The sequence below is a fragment of the Oerskovia enterophila genome, assembly GCF_001692445.1.
Taxonomy (GTDB): Bacteria; Actinomycetota; Actinomycetes; order Actinomycetales; family Cellulomonadaceae; genus Oerskovia; species Oerskovia enterophila.
This window is the reverse complement of record NZ_MAQA01000015.1, coordinates 53,743-70,309: the sequence shown is the minus strand read 5'-3', so window position 1 is coordinate 70,309 and position 16,567 is coordinate 53,743. Positions and strand designations below refer to the sequence as shown.

At 73.0% G+C, this 16,567-nt stretch carries 20 protein-coding genes; 11 read left to right on the top strand and 9 right to left on the bottom strand.

What is annotated here, in order from left to right:
* Nucleotides 1-116 precede the first annotated feature (116 nt).
* Nucleotides 117-272 carry a hypothetical protein gene (locus OERS_RS21495; protein ID WP_169834200.1) on the top strand — a complete coding sequence of 52 codons (156 nt, stop codon included), beginning with the start codon at nt 117-119 and terminating at the stop codon, nt 270-272.
* A gap of 316 nt (nt 273-588) precedes the next feature.
* The gene (locus tag OERS_RS08160) at nt 589-1,128 is read left to right on the top strand and encodes a hypothetical protein (RefSeq protein ID WP_068625415.1); all 540 of its coding nucleotides are present in this window, start codon (nt 589-591) and stop codon (nt 1,126-1,128) included.
* 123 nt (nt 1,129-1,251) lie between these two features.
* Here the strand turns inward: OERS_RS08160 and OERS_RS08155 are convergent, their stop codons facing one another.
* Nucleotides 1,252-1,467: a helix-turn-helix domain-containing protein gene (locus OERS_RS08155; protein ID WP_068625395.1), complete on the bottom strand. Its 216-nt coding sequence runs from the start codon at nt 1,465-1,467 to the stop codon at nt 1,252-1,254.
* Nucleotides 1,468-1,677: 210 nt separating this feature from the next.
* On the opposite strand from OERS_RS08155, the gene OERS_RS08150 reads away from it, so the two are divergent.
* From OERS_RS08150 to OERS_RS08140, 3 genes are read left to right on the top strand one after another with little or no spacing between them, the layout of a single operon-like run.
* Entirely contained in the window at nt 1,678-2,367 is a 690-nt protein-coding gene (locus tag OERS_RS08150) for a hypothetical protein (RefSeq protein WP_068625414.1), read from the top strand.
* Nucleotides 2,364-3,791, top strand: a complete 1,428-nt coding sequence (locus tag OERS_RS08145; protein ID WP_068625394.1) for an AAA family ATPase — start codon at nt 2,364-2,366, stop codon at nt 3,789-3,791. The genes OERS_RS08150 and OERS_RS08145 overlap by 4 nt, the downstream gene beginning before the upstream one ends.
* Nucleotides 3,792-3,795: 4 nt before the next feature.
* Nucleotides 3,796-4,320 carry a DUF6912 family protein gene (locus OERS_RS08140; RefSeq protein WP_056646107.1) on the top strand — a complete coding sequence of 175 codons (525 nt, stop codon included), beginning with the start codon at nt 3,796-3,798 and terminating at the stop codon, nt 4,318-4,320.
* A gap of 112 nt (nt 4,321-4,432) precedes the next feature.
* Here OERS_RS08140 and hisN read toward each other — a convergent pair whose 3' ends face one another.
* The 5 genes from hisN to OERS_RS08115 form a co-directional block, all read right to left on the bottom strand.
* Nucleotides 4,433-5,212, bottom strand: a complete 780-nt coding sequence (hisN, locus tag OERS_RS08135; RefSeq protein ID WP_068625393.1) for a histidinol-phosphatase — start codon at nt 5,210-5,212, stop codon at nt 4,433-4,435.
* 3 nt (nt 5,213-5,215) lie between these two features.
* On the bottom strand, nt 5,216-6,358 hold the full coding sequence (gene rsgA / locus OERS_RS08130) for a ribosome small subunit-dependent GTPase A (protein ID WP_068625413.1): 1,143 nt from the start codon (nt 6,356-6,358) through the stop codon (nt 5,216-5,218).
* Nucleotides 6,358-7,701, bottom strand: a complete 1,344-nt coding sequence (gene aroA / locus OERS_RS08125) for a 3-phosphoshikimate 1-carboxyvinyltransferase (RefSeq protein ID WP_068625392.1) — start codon at nt 7,699-7,701, stop codon at nt 6,358-6,360. Before aroA ends, rsgA begins: the two co-directional genes overlap by 1 nt.
* 203 nt (nt 7,702-7,904) lie before the next feature.
* Entirely contained in the window at nt 7,905-8,531 is a 627-nt protein-coding gene (locus OERS_RS08120; protein WP_068625391.1) for a DoxX family membrane protein, read from the bottom strand.
* A gap of 271 nt (nt 8,532-8,802) precedes the next feature.
* Nucleotides 8,803-9,348 (bottom strand): ferritin, encoded by a 546-nt coding sequence (locus tag OERS_RS08115; protein WP_056646120.1) that lies wholly within the window; start codon nt 9,346-9,348, stop codon nt 8,803-8,805.
* 212 nt (nt 9,349-9,560) lie between these two features.
* Between OERS_RS08115 and OERS_RS08110 the strand changes: the two genes are divergently transcribed.
* A complete protein-coding gene (locus OERS_RS08110) occupies nt 9,561-10,367 on the top strand; it encodes a sigma-70 family RNA polymerase sigma factor (RefSeq protein ID WP_056646784.1) in 807 nt (268 codons plus the stop codon).
* The gene (rsrA, locus tag OERS_RS08105; protein ID WP_248948461.1) at nt 10,364-10,687 is read left to right on the top strand and encodes a mycothiol system anti-sigma-R factor; all 324 of its coding nucleotides are present in this window, start codon (nt 10,364-10,366) and stop codon (nt 10,685-10,687) included. The genes OERS_RS08110 and rsrA overlap by 4 nt, the downstream gene beginning before the upstream one ends.
* A 194-nt stretch (nt 10,688-10,881) precedes the next feature.
* On the opposite strand, the gene OERS_RS22400 is transcribed toward rsrA, so the two are convergent.
* Nucleotides 10,882-10,956 carry a 50S ribosomal protein bL37 gene (locus tag OERS_RS22400; protein ID WP_156968370.1) on the bottom strand — a complete coding sequence of 25 codons (75 nt, stop codon included), beginning with the start codon at nt 10,954-10,956 and terminating at the stop codon, nt 10,882-10,884.
* Nucleotides 10,957-11,105: 149 nt separating this feature from the next.
* Here OERS_RS22400 and OERS_RS08100 point away from each other — a divergent pair, with 149 nt between their 5' ends.
* From OERS_RS08100 to OERS_RS08090, 3 genes are read left to right on the top strand one after another with little or no spacing between them, the layout of a single operon-like run.
* Nucleotides 11,106-12,059 (top strand): DUF4097 family beta strand repeat-containing protein, encoded by a 954-nt coding sequence (locus OERS_RS08100; protein WP_068625390.1) that lies wholly within the window; start codon nt 11,106-11,108, stop codon nt 12,057-12,059.
* Nucleotides 12,059-12,661, top strand: a complete 603-nt coding sequence (locus OERS_RS08095) for a PadR family transcriptional regulator (protein WP_068625411.1) — start codon at nt 12,059-12,061, stop codon at nt 12,659-12,661. The genes OERS_RS08100 and OERS_RS08095 overlap by 1 nt, the downstream gene beginning before the upstream one ends.
* Nucleotides 12,658-13,608, top strand: a complete 951-nt coding sequence (locus OERS_RS08090) for a DUF4097 family beta strand repeat-containing protein (RefSeq protein WP_082849194.1) — start codon at nt 12,658-12,660, stop codon at nt 13,606-13,608. Before OERS_RS08095 ends, OERS_RS08090 begins: the two co-directional genes overlap by 4 nt.
* A gap of 140 nt (nt 13,609-13,748) precedes the next feature.
* Here the strand turns inward: OERS_RS08090 and OERS_RS08085 are convergent, their stop codons facing one another.
* On the bottom strand, nt 13,749-14,381 hold the full coding sequence (locus OERS_RS08085) for a GDSL-type esterase/lipase family protein (RefSeq protein ID WP_231907850.1): 633 nt from the start codon (nt 14,379-14,381) through the stop codon (nt 13,749-13,751).
* A 117-nt stretch (nt 14,382-14,498) separates the two neighbouring features.
* Nucleotides 14,499-15,413 carry an aldose 1-epimerase family protein gene (locus tag OERS_RS08080; RefSeq protein ID WP_082849206.1) on the bottom strand — a complete coding sequence of 305 codons (915 nt, stop codon included), beginning with the start codon at nt 15,411-15,413 and terminating at the stop codon, nt 14,499-14,501.
* Nucleotides 15,414-15,560: 147 nt separating this feature from the next.
* Here OERS_RS08080 and OERS_RS08075 point away from each other — a divergent pair, with 147 nt between their 5' ends.
* A complete protein-coding gene (locus OERS_RS08075) occupies nt 15,561-16,556 on the top strand; it encodes an aldo/keto reductase (protein WP_068625389.1) in 996 nt (331 codons plus the stop codon).
* Nucleotides 16,557-16,567 lie beyond the last annotated feature (11 nt).

Sequence of the window (16,567 nt, the reverse complement as noted above, 5' to 3'; positions counted from 1 at the left end):
TGCCGAGAGGGACGTGCGCGGGACGGGACGTGCTGTACGCCGGGCCCTCGGGCCAGCCCTGCTCCGACCGAGAGCGAGACGCCGATGCTCGCCAGTCGACGGACCGCCGCAGGTGCATGGCGCAGCACGAGATGCTCGCCCGTGTCCCATCGTCGCCCGAGGGCCTGGGCGACCACGCAGACGAGGGCCAGGGCCGAGGTCAGGGCGACCCACGCGGCGAGCACCGCGCCGACGGCGAGCACGAGGACCTCGAGGTGCACCTCGACGCGTGACACCGGCAACGACTGGGCGATGCGGGCTCCCCGTGCGGCGAGCAGGGCTGCAGCGAGCCCGGTCGCCATCGAGACGACGACGAGCGCTGCGAGCCGTGGTGCGCGTCGACCGTGCTCGTCGTCCCGCCCGTGCTGAACCTGGTGCGCCATTGCTTCCCCCTGAAGACGGTGACTTCCGTGCATGCACGACGATCATCGCGTTTGATCACGTTTGACCTCGTTACATCAAACTCGATCCCGCTTGTCCTGTCCAGAGGAAGTTCGCACCGCGGACAGCTCTGGACGAAACCCCCCGGGGAGGCGCTAGCGTGTGCGCGTGCGCTGGGACCTCTTGTTCGCCGATCTCGCGGCGCAGCTCGACGCTGCCGAGGCCGCTGACGCGGTGCAGACCATCGCCGAGCTCACCCGTGCGGAGCAGGCGACGATCCTGCTGACGGACCGGCTGCGTGCGGCCGTGGGCGCCCTGCTCGACCTTCACCTGGTCGACGGTCACGGCCTCACGGCAGAGGTGCGTGACGTGGCCCCCGAATGGGTCCTCCTGGCCGAGCGGTCACGCCAGCACGTCGTGCCGCTGACGGCGATCGCGTCGATCTCCGGCCTGACCCGTCACGCCGTGGCGCCGACGTCTCGCGCTGAGGCGGGCAGGTCGCTCGGCGCTGCGCTGCGTGCACTGATGCGCGACCGTGCGCCGGTCCGCGTCCGGACGCGGTCGGGGCATTCGGACGGCCGGATCGCACGGGTCGGCAGGGACCACCTGGACATCGAGGAGCTGAGCCACGAGCAGGGGCCGGGCAGAGCGGCTCGCGAGGGTCGGCTCGTGCCGTTCTCCGCGCTGGTGTGCGTGAGCGAGACCTAGGGGACGGCTCAGGGGGATGCAGGGGAGCAGGGGGAGAGAGGACCGGCGGCGACGCCGGTCGGAGGAGACGCGCCGCGGGACGTCGGGCTTCGTCGAGGGACGACCACGACGGGGTCGACCGTCTCAGCCCTCGAAGTCGCCGGCGTCGATGCGCGTGCGCGTCTGCTGGTACATGCGCTGGATGTATCCCTCGAGCTCGGTGGCCTCGACTCGCCACTGCCCGCGCCCGCCGACCTGGATAGCCGGCAGGTCGCCGCTGCGGACCAGGGCGTACGCCTGTGCTGCGGAGATGTTGAGCTCCTCCGTCACGTCGGCGAGGGTGAGGAAACGCGGTGCCATAGCGACATTCTTCCACGAGGCACCGGATGGACGGAGTTGTCCACAGCCACCCCGAGGTCACCTCCCGCGTCGACGCCCCAGCAGCCATGATGTGCACGAGCACGCCGCCCGGCTTCGCTCGAGGTGCGGCTCGAGCCCCGCGTCGACCCGCACCGTCCGGCCTTGCCCGGTGCCACCCACCCTGTGACCGACCCGACGAAACGGATCCTCATGACGAGCACGATCGACCGCCTGCCCGCCCCGACGGTGGCACGCGTGCGCAGGCCGACCTGGCGTGACCCGCGACTCGTGCTCGGGATCGTCCTCGTGGCCGGTTCCGTGGCGCTCGGGTCGTGGGCCGTGTCCACCGCGGGACGGACGGTCGCGGTCTATGCCGCGGCGGGGCCGCTCACGCCCGGCGAGACGCTCGACGTGAGCGCGCTCCGGACCGTCGACGTGCGCCTCGGGGCACAGGAGGACGACTACTTCGTCGCGGGCGAGGCCGTGCCCGAGGAGCTCGTGGCGCTGCGCGTCGTCGGGGACGGCGAGCTCGTCCCGCGCAGCGCAGTCGGTGACGCGGCCGAGCTCGCGGTCCGTCCCGTGGCGATCTCGGTCACCGGAGGGTTGTCGGACCGGGTCACGGACGGCGCCCTCGTGGACGTCTGGTTCGTCCCTGACCCGGACACCACCACGGGAGCCGGCGGCGCCGGCAAGGACGTCGCCCCGGTGCCGGAGCCGCCGTACGAGCTCGTGGGCCAGGTCGTCGTCGCACAGGTCGCGGAGGCGTCGAGCACCCTCGTCTCCGGCGGTGCGACGACGCTGCACGTGCTCGTCCCGACCGACTCGTTGCCCGAGGTCCTGGGGGCTCTCGCGGCCGAGGGCGAGATCGCCGTCGTGCCCGTCGCGGGAGGAGCGTCATGACGCTCGAACCGACCGTGCCCCTGGCATCCGTCCTGTGCGCCGTGCGCGGGGACAGCGAGACGATCATCGTGACGGCCCTGACCCGGCCAGGTTCGGGGGTCTCGGTCGCGCGCCGCTGCGCAGACCTCACCGAGCTCCTGGCAGCGGCGGGAGCGGGCGCCGGGACCGCGGCGGTGATCTCGGCCGACCTGCCAGGCATCGACCGGGAGGCCGTGGCCCATCTGCACGAGCACGGGGTGCGGGTCGTGGCCCTCGCCGACGGGCAGAGCTGGCTCGCCGACCGGTTGCGGGCGATCGGGATCGACGTGGTCCTCGACGAGGACACACCCGCCTCTGTGCTCGTCGAGACGGTGCGCGACGAGGCGCGGGGGCGCGGGGGCGGCGCAGGACGTTCCGACGGGCCAGGGGCGCCCTCGTCCGGGCGGGGCCCCGGTCGGCCGGGCGACGAGCCCCCGGTGCCGGTCGAGTCTCGACGAGGGCGGGTGCTCGCCGTCTGGGGTCCCACGGGCGCCCCTGGGCGCACCACGGTCGCGGTGCACCTCGCCGCAGAGCTGGCGGGACTGGGACCTGAACGCAGGTCCCGGGGACGCAGGTCCCGGGGACGAGGACGTCGGAAGGAGGGACCGTCGTCGGGCGCGGGATCCAGGCCCGACGACGTGCTCCTGGTCGACGCGGACACCTACGCCGGATCCGTGGCCCAGCACCTCGGGCTGCTCGACGAGTCGTCCGGGATCGCCGCCGCGGCCCGCAGCGCGGGGATCGGCACGCTGGACCTGGCCGGGCTCGCCCGCCTCGCCCCCGAGGCCGTCCCGCACCTGCGCGTGCTCACCGGGATCGCCCGCGCCGCGCGGTGGCCCGAGCTCCCGGGCTCGTCGCTCGACGTCGTCTGGGAGCTGGGTCGGGCGCTCGCCGACTGGACCGTGGTCGACTGCGGGTTCGGGATCGAGCAGGACGAGCTCCTCACCTACGACACCCGCGCGCCCCAGCGCAACGGCGCGACGCTCAGCGCGCTCGCCGCGGCGGACGCCGTGCTCGTCGTGGGTGGGTCGGACGCCGTCGGGATCCAGCGGCTCGTGCGGGGGCTCACCGAGCTCGCCGAGTCGGGTGCGGCGGCCGGTGCGCTGAGGGTCGTCGTCGCGAACAGGGTCCGCGCCTCGGCCGCGGGGCCGCGCCCCGAGGCGGCCGTCCGGGACGCCCTCGGACGGTACGGGGGAGTCGCGGACCTGCACGCGCTGCCCGACGACCGGTCCACGCTCGACGCGGTGCTGCTCGCGGGGCGGACGCTCGCCGAGTCGGCCCCCGAGGCGCCGGTGCGGCGTGCGATCGCGGCGCTGGCACAACGGGTACGGACCGAGCTCGGAGCAGTGCCGGTGGCTCCCGCGCCGGGCGGACCACGCGAACGCGTCCCGGAACCGGCACACTGATCCCATGCGCATCTACGTTCCCGCCACCGTCGACGAGCTCGACGCCGTCACCGTGACCGGCGACGAGGCCGTGTGGTCGCTCGCTCCGCGAGCCGCTCACGCCGTCACGTCCGCCCTCTCCCGCGAGCTGCCCGACGAGGACGAGGAGGGCCTGGAGTTCGCCGCAGCCCTCGAGGCCGCCGACGACTCGCTCGCGCTCATCGCCGGTCGCGTCGGCGCTCCGCGTCAGCGTCTCGTCGTGACCGTCGACGTGCCCGACGAGATGGTCTCGCTGACCGAGCCCCGCGGCGGCGAGACCGCCGAGGACGTCGCGCCCAGCGCGGTCGAGGTGACCGCGACCATCCCGGAGGTACGGATCGTGTGCGTCCACGTCGACGAGCCCGAGGCCGCGACCGACATCGCCGACGTCTTCGCGGCGGCCGACGAGGACCGCGACGAGGACCTCGACGCGGCCCTCGACCGCGTGAGCGAGCGCGACCTGCTCTGGTACGACTGGTCGGAGCTCAAGAGCGTGCCGCGCGCGAAGTAGTCGTGCCCAGAACGAGGTCGTGGTCGCTGTCCCACGGATAACGACCACAACCTCGTTCTCGGCCGGTACAGCCAGGTGCACCAGCACCCGTCAGCGGCTCAGGACGGACCCGTCAGGACAGGCGGCCCAGGATCTCGTCGTGCAGCAGCCCGTTCGTCGCCACGGCGTTGCCGCCCCACGGTCCGGGCGCGCCGTCGAGCGACGTGAAGCTCCCGCCCGCCTCGGTCACGATGGGGACCAGGGCGGCCATGTCGTAGAGCTCGAGCTCGGGCTCGGCCGCCGCGTCCACGGCACCCTCCGCGACGAGCATGTAGGACCAGAAGTCGCCGTAGGCGCGCGTGCGCCAGGTCTCGCGCGTCAGGTCGAGGAACGCGTCGAGCCTGCCGCGTTCCTCCCAGCCGGAGAGCGACGAGTAGGACAGCGACGCGTCCTCGAGCCTGCTGACCTTGGACACGCTCAGGCGGCTCGCGGCCGCGAGCGAGCGCCCCGTCCACGCGCCCGTGCCCTTGGCGGCCCACCAGCGGCGGCCCAGCGCGGGGGCGGACACGAGCCCGACGACGACCTCGTCGCCGTCGGCCAGCGCGATGAGCGTGGCCCACACGGGGACGCCGCGCACGAAGTTCTTGGTCCCGTCGATGGGGTCGACGATCCAGCGCCGCGCACCGTGCCCGGACTCGCCGAACTCCTCGCCGACGATCGCGTCGCGACCCCGAGCCCGCGAGAGGTGGCTGCGGATGATCTCCTCAGCCGTGCGGTCCGCGTCGCTGACCGGGGTGTTGTCCGGCTTGGACTCCACGGTCAGGTCGAGGGCCTTGAAGCGGGACATGGTGTGGGAGTCGACCTGGTCGGCGATCACGTGAGCCAGGCGCAGGTCGTCGTCGTAGGTCGGCATGGCTCACACCGTACCGGTGCGCGCGGCCAGCAGGCGGCGGAACGACTCGACACGCGCCGTGCGCGCCGCCTTCTCGTCCTCGGGCGAGGCCTCGAGCCAGTCGTCGAGCGCGCAGTCGGGCGCGCCGTCGAGGTGCGTGCAGCCGCGGGGGCAGTCCTCGGCGACCACGTCGAGGTCGTCGAAGGCCTTGAGGAGGTTCTCGACGTCGACGTGCGCGAGCCCGAACGAGCGCACGCCGGGCGTGTCGATGACCCAGCCGGCGGGGTTGCCGTCGGCGTCGGGCAGGCGCAGCGCGACCGCCGACGTCGAGGTGTGCCGGCCGCGACCCGTCACGTCGTTGACGACGCCCGTGGCGCGGTACGCGTCCGGGACGAGCGCGTTGACGAGCGTCGACTTGCCGACCCCCGAGTGGCCCACGAGCACCGACGTGCGGCCCTCGAGCTCGGCCCGCACGGCCTCGAGCGGCTCGATGCGCCACGCGTCCTCGGTCGTGTCCGAGCTGTTGTGCCCGGGCTCGTCGCCGTGCCCGCCCTGCCCGCCCTGCCCTGCCCCGTCGGAGGCGTCGGCAGTCCCGTCGTCGTGCACCCGGCGCGTCACGACGACCTTGACCCCGATGGGCTCGTAGAGCTCGCGCAGGGGCGTAGCGTCCGCGAGATCCGCCTTGGTGAGGCACAGCAGGACGTCCATACCGGCGTCGTACGCGGCCACGACGCAGCGGTCGATCATGCGCGTGCGGGGCTCGGGCTGGGCCAGGGCCGTGACGATCACGAGCTGGTCCGCGTTCGCCACGATGATGCGCTCGTACGGGTCGGTGTCGTCGGCCGTGCGGCGCAGGGTCGAGGTGCGCTCCTGGATGCGCACGATCCGCGCGAGCGTGCCGTCCTCGCCCGTGGTGTCCCCGACGATGTCCACGCGGTCCCCGCACACCACGCGGTTGCGGGTCAGCTCGCGGGCCTTCATCGCGAGGATGGTGCGTTCCTCGGGGGTGTTCTCGTCGAGCAGGAGCGTGTAGCGCCCGCGGTCGACGCCCGTGACGAGCCCGGCCTCGGCGTCCTCGTGCTGAGGGCGCTGCTTGGTCCGCGGGCGCGAGTTCTTGTTGCTCGCCCGGTCATGGAAGTCGGACTCGTCGCGGACGCGCCGCGCCATCAGCTCGCCGATCCCTCGGCCGTCAGCATGCGGCCCCACATGTCCGTGAAGCCGGGCAGGGTCTTGGCGGTCGTCTCGACGTCCTCCACGAGCACGCCCGGTACGCGCAGCCCGATCAGTGCCCCCGAGGTCGCCATGCGGTGGTCGTGGTACGTCCGGAACGTAGCGCCGTGCAGGGGGCGCGGGGTGATGACGAGGCCGTCGTGCGTCTGCTCGGCCTGCCCGCCGAGGCGCGTGATCTCGGTCGCCAGCGCGGCCAGGCGGTCGGTCTCGTGCCCGCGCAGGTGCGCGATGCCGCGCAGCCGGCTGGGGGAGCCGGCCAGCGCGGCGAGCGCCGCGATGGTCGGGGCGAGCTCGCCGGCCTCGTGCAGGTCGATGTCGATCCCGCGGATCTCGCCGGTCCCGGTCACGGCCATGACGCCGTCGACCAGCTCTGCCTGGCCGCCCATCGCGGTGAGGAGCTCGGCCATCATGGCGCCCGGCTGGGTCGTGACCGAGGGCCAGCCCGGCACCCGCACCGTGCCGCCGACCACGAGCGCCGCGGCGAGGAACGGTCCCGCGTTCGAGAGGTCGGGCTCGACGTAGACGTCGCGCGCGGCGATGGGCCCGGGCGACACGGTCCAGGTCAGGGGGCGCGAGTCGTCGACCTGCACGCCGACCTCGCGCAGGACCTCCACGGTCATGTCGATGTGGGGCACGCTCGGGAGCGTGGGGCCGACGTGGCGCAGCGTGAGGCCCTGGTCGAACCGGGCTGCGGCGAGAAGCAGACCCGAGACGAACTGGCTCGACCCCGACGCGTCGACGTCGACCGTGCCGCCGCGCACCGCGCCGTGGCCCGTGATGGTGAAGGGCAGGGTGCCCTGGCCCTCGACGGGCACGCCCAGGTCGCGCAGCGCGTCGAGCACGGGGCCCATGGGCCGCACACGGGCGCCCTCGTCGCCGTCGAACCGCACGGTGCCGTCGGCCAGGGCCGCGACCGCGGGCACGAAGCGCATGACCGTGCCCGCGAGCCCGCAGTCGATCTGGGCCGGGCCGCGCAGTGAACCGGGCGTGACGTGCAGCTCGCTGGGGACGTCGCCCTCGGTGATGCCCACACCCAGGTCGCGCAGCGCGCCGGCCATGAGGTCGGTGTCGCGGCTGCGCAGCGCGCCGCGCAGCACGCCCGGCCCGTCGGCGAGGGCCGCGAGGACCAGGAGGCGGTTGGTGAGCGACTTGGAGCCGGGGACCGCGACGGTCGCGTCGAGCGGGGAGCCGGCGGTCGCGCCGGTCCGGCTGGGCGCGGGCCAGGCGGCCGGGTCGAGGGCGGTCTCGTCGGAGCGGGCGGCAGGAAGGTCGCTGGTCACATGCCCCAGGTTATTGCACGGGGTGCGGGGAGCGGGCTTCCGTCCCGTGCGCGGCGGGGTCCCGACGGCGCGGCGCACCGCCAGCGCACCGTCACCTGCTGCGCGCTCTCACCGGCCCGACGGCGCCGCTCGCCGTGGTGCAGCGGTCCAGGTCCCGTGCGGGTCGCCCAGGGGTCCGGCTGCGAGCGACCGCACAGGCGTCGTCAGGAGGAGACGGCGCCCTTGACGGTGTCGACGGCCGACCGGGTCGCCGAGCTCGCGGCGCGGCGGGCCTTCCGCGAGGCTTGCGCGGCGCTGTCCGTCACGGTGTGCGCGGCCTTCTCGGCCGTGGAGCTGATCGTGTGCTTGGCGGTGTCGACCTGGTGCTTGGCGTTCTTGGCCAGCGCGAGGTCCTTGCGCGCGCGGTCCACGCGCCAGCGGACGCCGGGCCGGCCCTCGTAGTCGGCGCCGGCGATGAGCGCTGCGCCGATCGCACCGACGTTCGCGACGAACTTCCGGGTGCGCACGTCGCGAGGCACGTCGCTCGGGGTGAAGGGCTGGTTGACGACCGCGAGCGGCACGCTGAGCGCTGCGAGCGTGAGCGCGGCCGTGCGGGGGGCCTTGCCGAACGCGAGGAAGAGCCCGGCGACAGCGGTCGTGGCGCCGTGCACCCGGACCAGGGCCGCGACCTGCTTCTCGCTGAGCGGGTCCTCGACACCGAGCTGCTGCCCGACCAGGCTCACGCCGCGGCGGGCGGCGCGCACGTGCTCGGCGGGCTTGAGGGCGGCCTGCACACCGTCGTAGATGAACCAGGAGGCCAGCATGGGCCTCGCGACGTGACGCAGCAGCATCGGTGGATCTCCTTCGTCGAGCGGTGGCCGCGGGCAGCGACCGGGTCCGGGTCGCCAGGGACGCCCTCGGTGCGTCCAGCCTGTCCCATCGCTGCTCAGCATGCCACCCGACGTGCCACCTCACGGCGACGCGCGCCGGGGGGCGGGGCGGTCGAGGACCAGGTGCCGGTCAGCGACTGGGGCGAGCGCCGTCGTCGGGCGCGACGCTCCAGGGCCGCGCACGGCGAGGGCGGAGCCGGGACGAGCCCGGCTCCGCCCTCGGTGCGTCAGGTCAGATCGCGCCGCCCGCTGCCTCGGGGGCGTCGGCGGACTCGCCGGCATCCCCGATGGTCTCGCGCGCGACGTAGTTCTCGAGGTCGAACAGGTTCTCGCCCGCGCGTCGGGCGACCGTCAGGAGAGTGGTGGCCGAGGCCACCTCCTCGACCTGCTCCTTGAGGAACCACAGGAGGAACTGCTCGCCGAGCGCGTCACCCTCCTCGCGGGCCGCGCGGAAGATGGCCTCGATCTGGTCGGTGACCTGCTTCTCCTGGTCGAGCGCGAGCTGGAGCGGTTCGATGACCGAGTCGAAGTCGTTGCGGACCGCGCCCGTGCCGGGGATCGTGATGTCGAGGTCACGGTCCAGGTGGTACTGGACGATCATCATGGCGTGGTTGCGCTCCTCGACCGACTGGCGGTAGAAGTGCGCCGCGAGCTGGGGCAGGTCGTGGGAGTCGAACCACACGGCGATGGCGATGTACTGCTGGTGGGCGTCGAGCTCGTGGCCGACCTGCTCGCGCAGGAGCGTGCGGAACCTGGAGTCGGAAGTCGTGGTCGTCATGCGCCTCACGCTAGCGAGGATCGTCACGGAGCACACCCGATGGTTGCCTGTCCTCACCGAGCGCAGCCTTGCCTGTGCCCGGCGGGGAGTGCGGGGCAGCGGGGCCGTCCGACCGGAGGAGCCCGGGCGGAGAGGTCTGGCGGAGGTGTGTGACGGGCGGCCCGCCGCGGGGCTGCGGGAATGTCGGCAGAGGCCCGACGGTTGTGCTGAGCGTGACATGTGTACTGGAAGCGGAAGCCGACAAGAGCGCCACCGCTGCACCGAGCCTGGAGGTCGTGCCGTTCGGCGCGATCGCCCCTTCAGCGCTCTCGGCGGACGCCCGACCATCTGGGGGACTAGGCTCGTTGTCGATGACGGATCAGATCAGCAGCAGCGCAGGCGACCTCGCGGGAGCCGACGACGCCGAGGACACCAACCGGGCTCCGGCCACGGAGAGTGACGCGGCGCGTTCGGCGCGCTTCGAGCAGGACGCCCTGGTGTACCTCGACCAGCTCTACTCGGCCGCGCTGCGCCTGACGCGCAACCCGACCGACGCGGAGGACCTGGTCCAGGAGACCTTCACCAAGGCGTTCGCGGCGTTCCACCAGTACCGTCCCGACACGAACCTCAAGGCCTGGCTCTACCGGATCCTCACGAACACGTTCATCAACAACTACCGCAAGAAGCAGCGCGAGCCGCTGCAGTCCGCGGCAGAGGACGTCGAGGACTGGCAGATCCACCGTGCGGCGTCCCACACGTCGCAGGGGTTGCGCTCGGCCGAGGCCGAGGCGCTCGACAGGCTCCCGGACTCCGACGTGAAGAAGGCGCTCCAGGAGCTGCCGGAGGACCGTCGCATGGCCGTGTACTACGCGGACGTCGAGGGATTCCCGTACAAGGAGATCGCCGAGATCATGGGCACGCCGATCGGGACCGTGATGTCGCGGCTCCACCGTGGTCGGCACCAGCTGCGTGATCTGCTGAGCGACTACGCAAAGGACCGAGGACTGGTGGGGGCCAAGACCCCCGGAGGTGAGTCGTGAGCAAGCAGAACATGAGCACGGAGGCGGAGGAACCCGTCATCGTGCCGATCCCTCACTCGACCGAGGGCGAGACGGAGTGCGAGCACGCGCTCAAGCACCTGTACGAGTACCTCGACTCGGAGATGACCTCCGACGACGAGGTCCGCATGCGCGCTCACGTCGCGCACTGCTCGCCGTGCCTGGCCGAGCTGAGCGCGGAGGAGCTGGTCAAGCAGCTCGTGCGCCGCTCGTGCCACGAGCAGGCGCCCGCGGAGCTACGGCTGCGCATCCAGGCGCAGTTCACGGTCCTGCGGACCACCACGGTGATCGAGACCTACTGACGCCGGCGCGCCTGCGGGCGTGACGCCGTCGGGCGGCGAGTGCACGATGCTGCCGTCCCGAGCGCTACCGACGGCTCGCTGCGCGGCGGCGAGAACCGAGAACGACGAAAGGGCCTGTCCTCACCGGAGTGAGGACAGGCCCTTTCGTCGCACTCGCCCTCAGGCGCGTGATCGCGGCCCTGGCGGGCTCGTGATCAGGCGTTGGGGCGCTTGCCGTGGTTCGCTGCGCTGCCCTTACGGCTGCGACGCTTGCGTCCGCGCTTGCTCATGGTTGCTCCTCACGCCGGATTCTGTCTGCTCAATGTTCCCACATCCAGGGCTTGTCCTGGTCCAAGACGCGATATATCGTGTGGAGAAAGACGCGATACATCGCGTCATCGACCACCGAGCGGGACACCGCAGGAGCGCGAGGAGAGACATGGCGACCGAGAGCTGGACCGTGACGGGTCCCCAGACCATCGACGTCGGGCCCGTGAGCCGCCTCGACGCGAACCTGCTCAACGGGCGCATCGACGTCGTGGTGCACGACGAGCCCGGCGTCCGCGTCGAGATCCACTCGATCGAGGGCCGGCCGCTCGAGGTGCGTCTCGAGGGCGACCGCCTCCGGGTCGGGTACTCGCCCACGGGTGGCTGGCAGGGCTTCCTCGACTCGTTCCGCAACTACCGCGGCAAGGACCGTGCAGACGTCTACGTGGGCGTCCCGGCCCACGTCGCGGTCAAGCTCGCGACCGTGCGCGGCGACGGCCTGGTCGCCGGGACGCACGCCAAGGTCTCGGTCGCGACCGTGGGCGGGTCCGTGATGACGACCCAGACCACGGGCGCGGTGCGGGTCGACACCGTCTCGGGCGAGGTCACGGTGCGCGACCACGTCGGCACGCTCGTCATGGACTCGGTCTCGGGTGACCTCACGGCCTCGGGCGCGCTCAGCGACGTCAAGCTCAACACCGTGTCCGGGAACGTCACGCTCGACTCGAGCAGCACGCCCGACTCCATGAACGTCAACGCCGTCTCGGCCGACGTCCTGGTCCGCGTCCCCGAGCCCGACGCGCTCGACTACGCGCTGCGCTGCGTGAGCGGCAGGCTCGTGGTCGACGGCGTCGAGCACCGGGGCACGCCCGGGGGCGCCTACCGCCAGGGTGGTCCGGCCGCGGCCCCCGGCAAGCGGCTCCAGGTCAACTCGGTCTCGGGCAACGTGACGGTCCTGCGCGGCGATCCCGAGCAGCCCGTGACATGGGGGGCGCCGACCGGGCACGGGGTCCCCGACGACGCCCCGACCGACGCGTACCCGGGCTACGGAGCGCCGTGGGGCACCGCAGGCGTGCAGGCGCCGTGGACGGCAGGCGGGCCCGCGGACGGACCGGCGGACCGCTGATGGCCTCCGTCTTCGCCCACGGCGAGCTGCGTCTCTACCTCCTCGCGCTGCTCGAGTCGGGCCCCAAGCACGGGTACGAGCTCATGACCGAGCTCTCCGACCGCTTCGGCGGCACCTACCGGCCGAGCGCGGGCACCATCTACCCGCGCCTCGCACGGCTCGAGGAGGAGGGGCTCGTGCGTCGCAGCGACGAGGCCCGCAAGTCCACCTACGAGCTCACGCCCGCGGGCCGGGCCGAGGTCATGGCCCGCCAGGCCGACGTCGCGGCGCTCGAGGACGGGATCGCGCAGACCGTCCGGACACGGGCGCAGGCGCTGCGCACCGACATCGAGGGCTCGATGCAGGGCCTGCGCGCCGAGCTCGCGGCCGCGGCCCAGGAAGCCCGGGTGCGACCGCGCCCCGCGGCGTCCCCGGACCCCCGCCGCGGCGAGTCCTACGCGCGACGCGTCGAGGCAGAGGCGCTCGTCCAGCGGTTCCGCGACGACGTGCGCGCCGACCTGCGGCAGGCCGACGCGAGCAGCGCCGTGACGGACCTGACCCTCGAGACGCTGCGCACCGTGCTCGACTCGGCACGCCGGGCCGTCCGGGGGACGCTCCGATGACGGGCCACGACACGCCGCCGCCCCCTGACCCGCGTCCGGGCGACCAGGGAACCGAGGACCAGCACCACCAGAACGAACACCAGAACGAACACCAGAACGTCCAGCAGCACGACGACCGGCACGACACGCAGACGCAGAAGGAGAACGACATGGGCACCGAGTCCTGGGTCATCGCAGCACCGCAGCAGATCGAGGTCGGCGAGGTGGCCTCGCTCGTCGTGGGCCTCACGAACGGCGCTGTCGAGGTCGTGAGCGACCCGACGCGCGAGTCCGGCGCGAGCGTCGACGTCACCGAGGTGGGCCCGCGACCGCTGCACGTCACGTCGCACGCGGGCGAGCTCCGCATCGCCTACGACTTCGCCGGGGTCGAGGGCGTCGTGGACCGCGTCCGAGGTCTCAAGGACAAGGACACCGCGACCTTGCGCGTCGTGCTCCCGGCGCACCTGCCCGTGAAGGTCGCCACGGCACGCGCCGCGGTCTCCGTGACGGGCACCCGCGCGGACGTCTCGGTCACCACGGCGGACGGTGCCGTGACGGTCGACGACACCGTCGGCGTGCTCGCGGTGAAGTCCGCGGCCGGACGGGTCGCCGTGACCGCGCACGAGGGGGACGTCCGGGTCGGCACGGCCTCGGGCCGCGTCGAGGTCGGCGGACGGCTCGGCCGGGTCACGGCCAGCACGGTCACCGGAGACGTGGTCGTCGAGGCCCGCGAGACCACGCCGCTCGTGACGGCCAAGACCGTCTCGGGAGACGTGACGCTCCGCCTCGGACAGGGTGCGGGGGTCAACCTCAAGGCGCGTGCCGTCACGGGCAAGGTCGTGCTCGACGGCGCCCCGCTGCCCAGCACGCAGTCGCGCACCACGGCAGTCGACCACTCCGACGGCACGAGCGGCGCCTACGTCTCGGCCAGCTCGATCTCGGGGAACCTCACGGTCTCGCGGGCCTGAGGCTCCCGCGCCCGCAGGGGCGCGACGCACAGCGGCTCGTGCCCCGGTAGGGGCACGAGCCGCTGTGGTCTGTCGTCGTCCTGATCGGCCGCCGCACGACGGCCGCCCTCGGCGAACGTCGGGCGACGTGCCCACCCGGCCTACGTGACGTCGTCGGGCAGACCCAACCAGGCGTGCCAGCCCGTGTGCAGGACGAGCCAGGCCATGAGCCCGTAGCCCGCCTGCCCCGGGTACCCGCCCACGCCCGTCGCGAGGTCCGCGAGCCACTGCTCGTGCGTCACGAGCGGCGTGAACGTGTCGACGTACGGGACCCGTCGCCGGTTCGCCACGTCGGCGAACGCCCCCGAGAGCTCGGCGAGGCGGTCGCTGTCCTCGGGCCGTCCCGGCGGTGGGCCCACCACGAACACGGGGAGCCTGCGCTGCTCGGCCACGTCCAGGACGTTCGCGAGGTTGAGGCGCGACCTGGCCACCGACAGGCCGGCGTCCAGGTCGTGCCGCCCGAGCGCGATGACGAGACGGTTGTCCGACTCCGGGTCCGGGTGGAACCGCTTGGCCGACTCGAGGTCCCAGCGCTGGCTCATCGCCGTGGTCGTCTCGCCCGGGATCGCGAGCGGGAAGACCATCGCCGTCCCGGGGAATCGGGTGCGGGCGACGACGCGCCCGACCCAGCCGAGGCCCTTGGCGTCGCCGACGCCCGCGATCAGCTCGTCGCCGACCACGCAGATCCGTACTTCAGGTTCTCCCACGGTGATGTGCTCCTCGTTCGCTCGCACACCATTGTCTGTCACGACCGGGGTCCCGTGCGGGAGGTCGGGCCCGACGGACGGCAACTGGTGCCGGAGGCGACCATGAAGGTGACCGGCGGCAGCGTCCCGCAGGGCCCGACCGGCTCAGAGCAGCGTGGCGCCCCACGTCGCCTCGTGCGACGCGCCCGGAGCGAGGCGCACCAGGCGCTCGCCCGTGCGGAACGCGTCCGCGATGCAGCTCATGGGCTCGGCCGCGACACCCGTGCGCCGGTACGCCGTGGCCGACACGTGGTCTCCGGTGCAGACCTGCCAGGTGTCCATCGAGGAGTCCATCCAGACGGCGGCCGTGCGGCCGTCGGGGGCGCTGAGCTGCATCCAGGACAGGCCGTCCTCGTCGCGCAGGACGTCGACGTAGGCGTCGTCGAGGTCGATCCCGGCGAGCAGGCGTGGCTCGCGCAGGTCGAAGTCGCCGGCCGCGGGCTCGGTGCCCGTGGGCAGGAGGCGCTCGTCGGTGGTGACCCGGGTGCTCGCGTCGAGGCGCAGCGTGCACTCGTCGACCGACGCGTCACCGGGCGAGAGCCACGGGTGGAACCCGACGCCGTAGGGGGCGTCGGTGCCGCCCACGTTCGTCGTGCGGGTCGTGACGCGCAGGCCTGCGTCCGACAGTGCGTAGGTCACGCGGGCAAGGAGGTCGAACGGGTAGCCGGGGGTCGGGACGAGGTGCAGCTCGAGTGTCACGGCCGACGCGGACTGCTCGACGACGTCCCAGCGCTCCCAGCACACCAGGCCGTGGATCGCGGTGCGGCGAGGGACCTCGGTGAGGGGGAGCTGGAGCTCGACGCCGTCGAACGTGTACTGCCCGTCGCGCAGCCGGTTGGGCCAGGGGAGCAGCACCGCTCCGTGGGACGCGGGAGCGAGCTCGGTCTCGGCGAAGGGGGTGAAGACGTCGCGCCCCTCGACCGAGTACTCGCGGATCGTTGCGCCGACCTCCGTGACGGTGACGCGGTGGTCCCCGTGCTCGATGCGGATCTGGGCGCCGGACGGTGGTTTGATGTTCACGATCACATACGTTACTGGGTGCGGAACACCGCGCGAGCAGCGACAGTAGAACCCGGTCGTGCCGCCCACCGCGGGCAGCAGGCCGAGCGACGCACCGTCCCCGGCCCCCGGGCGACGGGAGCACCACCGCAGGACGAGGAGGAACACATGGAACGAGGAGTGCTCGGACGCACAGGAAGGCTGGTCTCGGTCGTCGGGCTCGGCACCTGGCAGCTCGGGGCCGACTGGGGAGAGGTCAGCGAGGACGACGCCCGCGCCGTCCTCGACGCCTCGGCCGAGTCGGGCGTGACGTTCTTCGACACCGCCGACGTCTACGGAGACGGCCGCAGCGAGGAGATCATCGGCTCCTACCTCGCCGACAACCCCGGCGCAGGGATCACGGTCGCGACCAAGATGGGCCGGCGGGCACCGCAGGTACCCGAGAGCTACACGCTCGCGAACTTCCGCGAGTGGATCGACCGTTCGCGCCGCAACCTGCGGACCGACCGGCTCGACCTCGTCCAGCTCCACTGCCCGCCCTCGTCGGTCGTCGACGACGACCAGGTCTACGACGCGCTCGACACGCTCGTGGCCGAGGGGGCGATCGCGGCCTACGGCGTGAGCGTCGAGACGGTCGACGAGGCGCTCGCGGCCATCGCCCGACCCGGGACCGCGACGGTGCAGATCATCCTCAACCCGTTCCGGCTCAAGCCGCTCGACGAGGTGCTCCCCGCAGCCTCCGAGGCAGGCGTCGGCATCATCGCCCGCGTCCCGCTCGCGTCGGGTCTGCTGACCGGGAAGTACACGCGCGAGACGACGTTCGCGGAGAACGACCACCGGAGCTTCAACCGGGACGGCTCGGCGTTCGACGTCGGCGAGACGTTCTCCGGGGTCGACTTCGAGACCGGGATCACGGCCGCGGGGGAGTTCACCGCGCTCGTGCACGACGTGCTCGGACCGGACGTCAGCCCCGCGCAGGCCGCGATCGCCTGGATCTGGCAGCAGCCCGGGGTCTCGACCGTGATCCCCGGCGCGCGCAACGTCGTGCAGGCGCGGGCCAACGCGGAAGCCGGGTCGGCCGAGGTGCTCGGCCCGCTCTTCACGTCCGGTATCCGCGAGATCTACGACCGGTACCTGCGCGAGTCGATCCACGCACGCTGGTAGGTCCGGCGCAC

Excerpts from the sequence above, each read along its gene's own strand:
- OERS_RS21495 (WP_169834200.1), top strand. The coding sequence starts at position 117 with ATGGCGCAGCACGAGATGCTCGCCCGTGTCCCATCGTCGCCCGAGGGC.
- OERS_RS08155 (WP_068625395.1), bottom strand. The coding sequence starts at position 1,467 with ATGGCACCGCGTTTCCTCACCCTCGCCGACGTGACGGAGGAGCTCAAC.
- OERS_RS08150 (WP_068625414.1), top strand. The coding sequence starts at position 1,678 with ATGACGAGCACGATCGACCGCCTGCCCGCCCCGACGGTGGCACGCGTG.
- OERS_RS08145 (WP_068625394.1), top strand. The coding sequence starts at position 2,364 with ATGACGCTCGAACCGACCGTGCCCCTGGCATCCGTCCTGTGCGCCGTG.
- OERS_RS08140 (WP_056646107.1), top strand. The coding sequence starts at position 3,796 with ATGCGCATCTACGTTCCCGCCACCGTCGACGAGCTCGACGCCGTCACC.
- hisN (WP_068625393.1), bottom strand. The coding sequence starts at position 5,212 with ATGCCGACCTACGACGACGACCTGCGCCTGGCTCACGTGATCGCCGAC.
- rsgA (WP_068625413.1), bottom strand. The coding sequence starts at position 6,358 with ATGGCGCGGCGCGTCCGCGACGAGTCCGACTTCCATGACCGGGCGAGC.
- OERS_RS08120 (WP_068625391.1), bottom strand. The coding sequence starts at position 8,531 with ATGCTGCTGCGTCACGTCGCGAGGCCCATGCTGGCCTCCTGGTTCATC.
- OERS_RS08115 (WP_056646120.1), bottom strand. The coding sequence starts at position 9,348 with ATGACGACCACGACTTCCGACTCCAGGTTCCGCACGCTCCTGCGCGAG.
- OERS_RS08100 (WP_068625390.1), top strand. The coding sequence starts at position 11,106 with ATGGCGACCGAGAGCTGGACCGTGACGGGTCCCCAGACCATCGACGTC.
- OERS_RS08095 (WP_068625411.1), top strand. The coding sequence starts at position 12,059 with ATGGCCTCCGTCTTCGCCCACGGCGAGCTGCGTCTCTACCTCCTCGCG.
- OERS_RS08090 (WP_082849194.1), top strand. The coding sequence starts at position 12,658 with ATGACGGGCCACGACACGCCGCCGCCCCCTGACCCGCGTCCGGGCGAC.
- OERS_RS08075 (WP_068625389.1), top strand. The coding sequence starts at position 15,561 with ATGGAACGAGGAGTGCTCGGACGCACAGGAAGGCTGGTCTCGGTCGTC.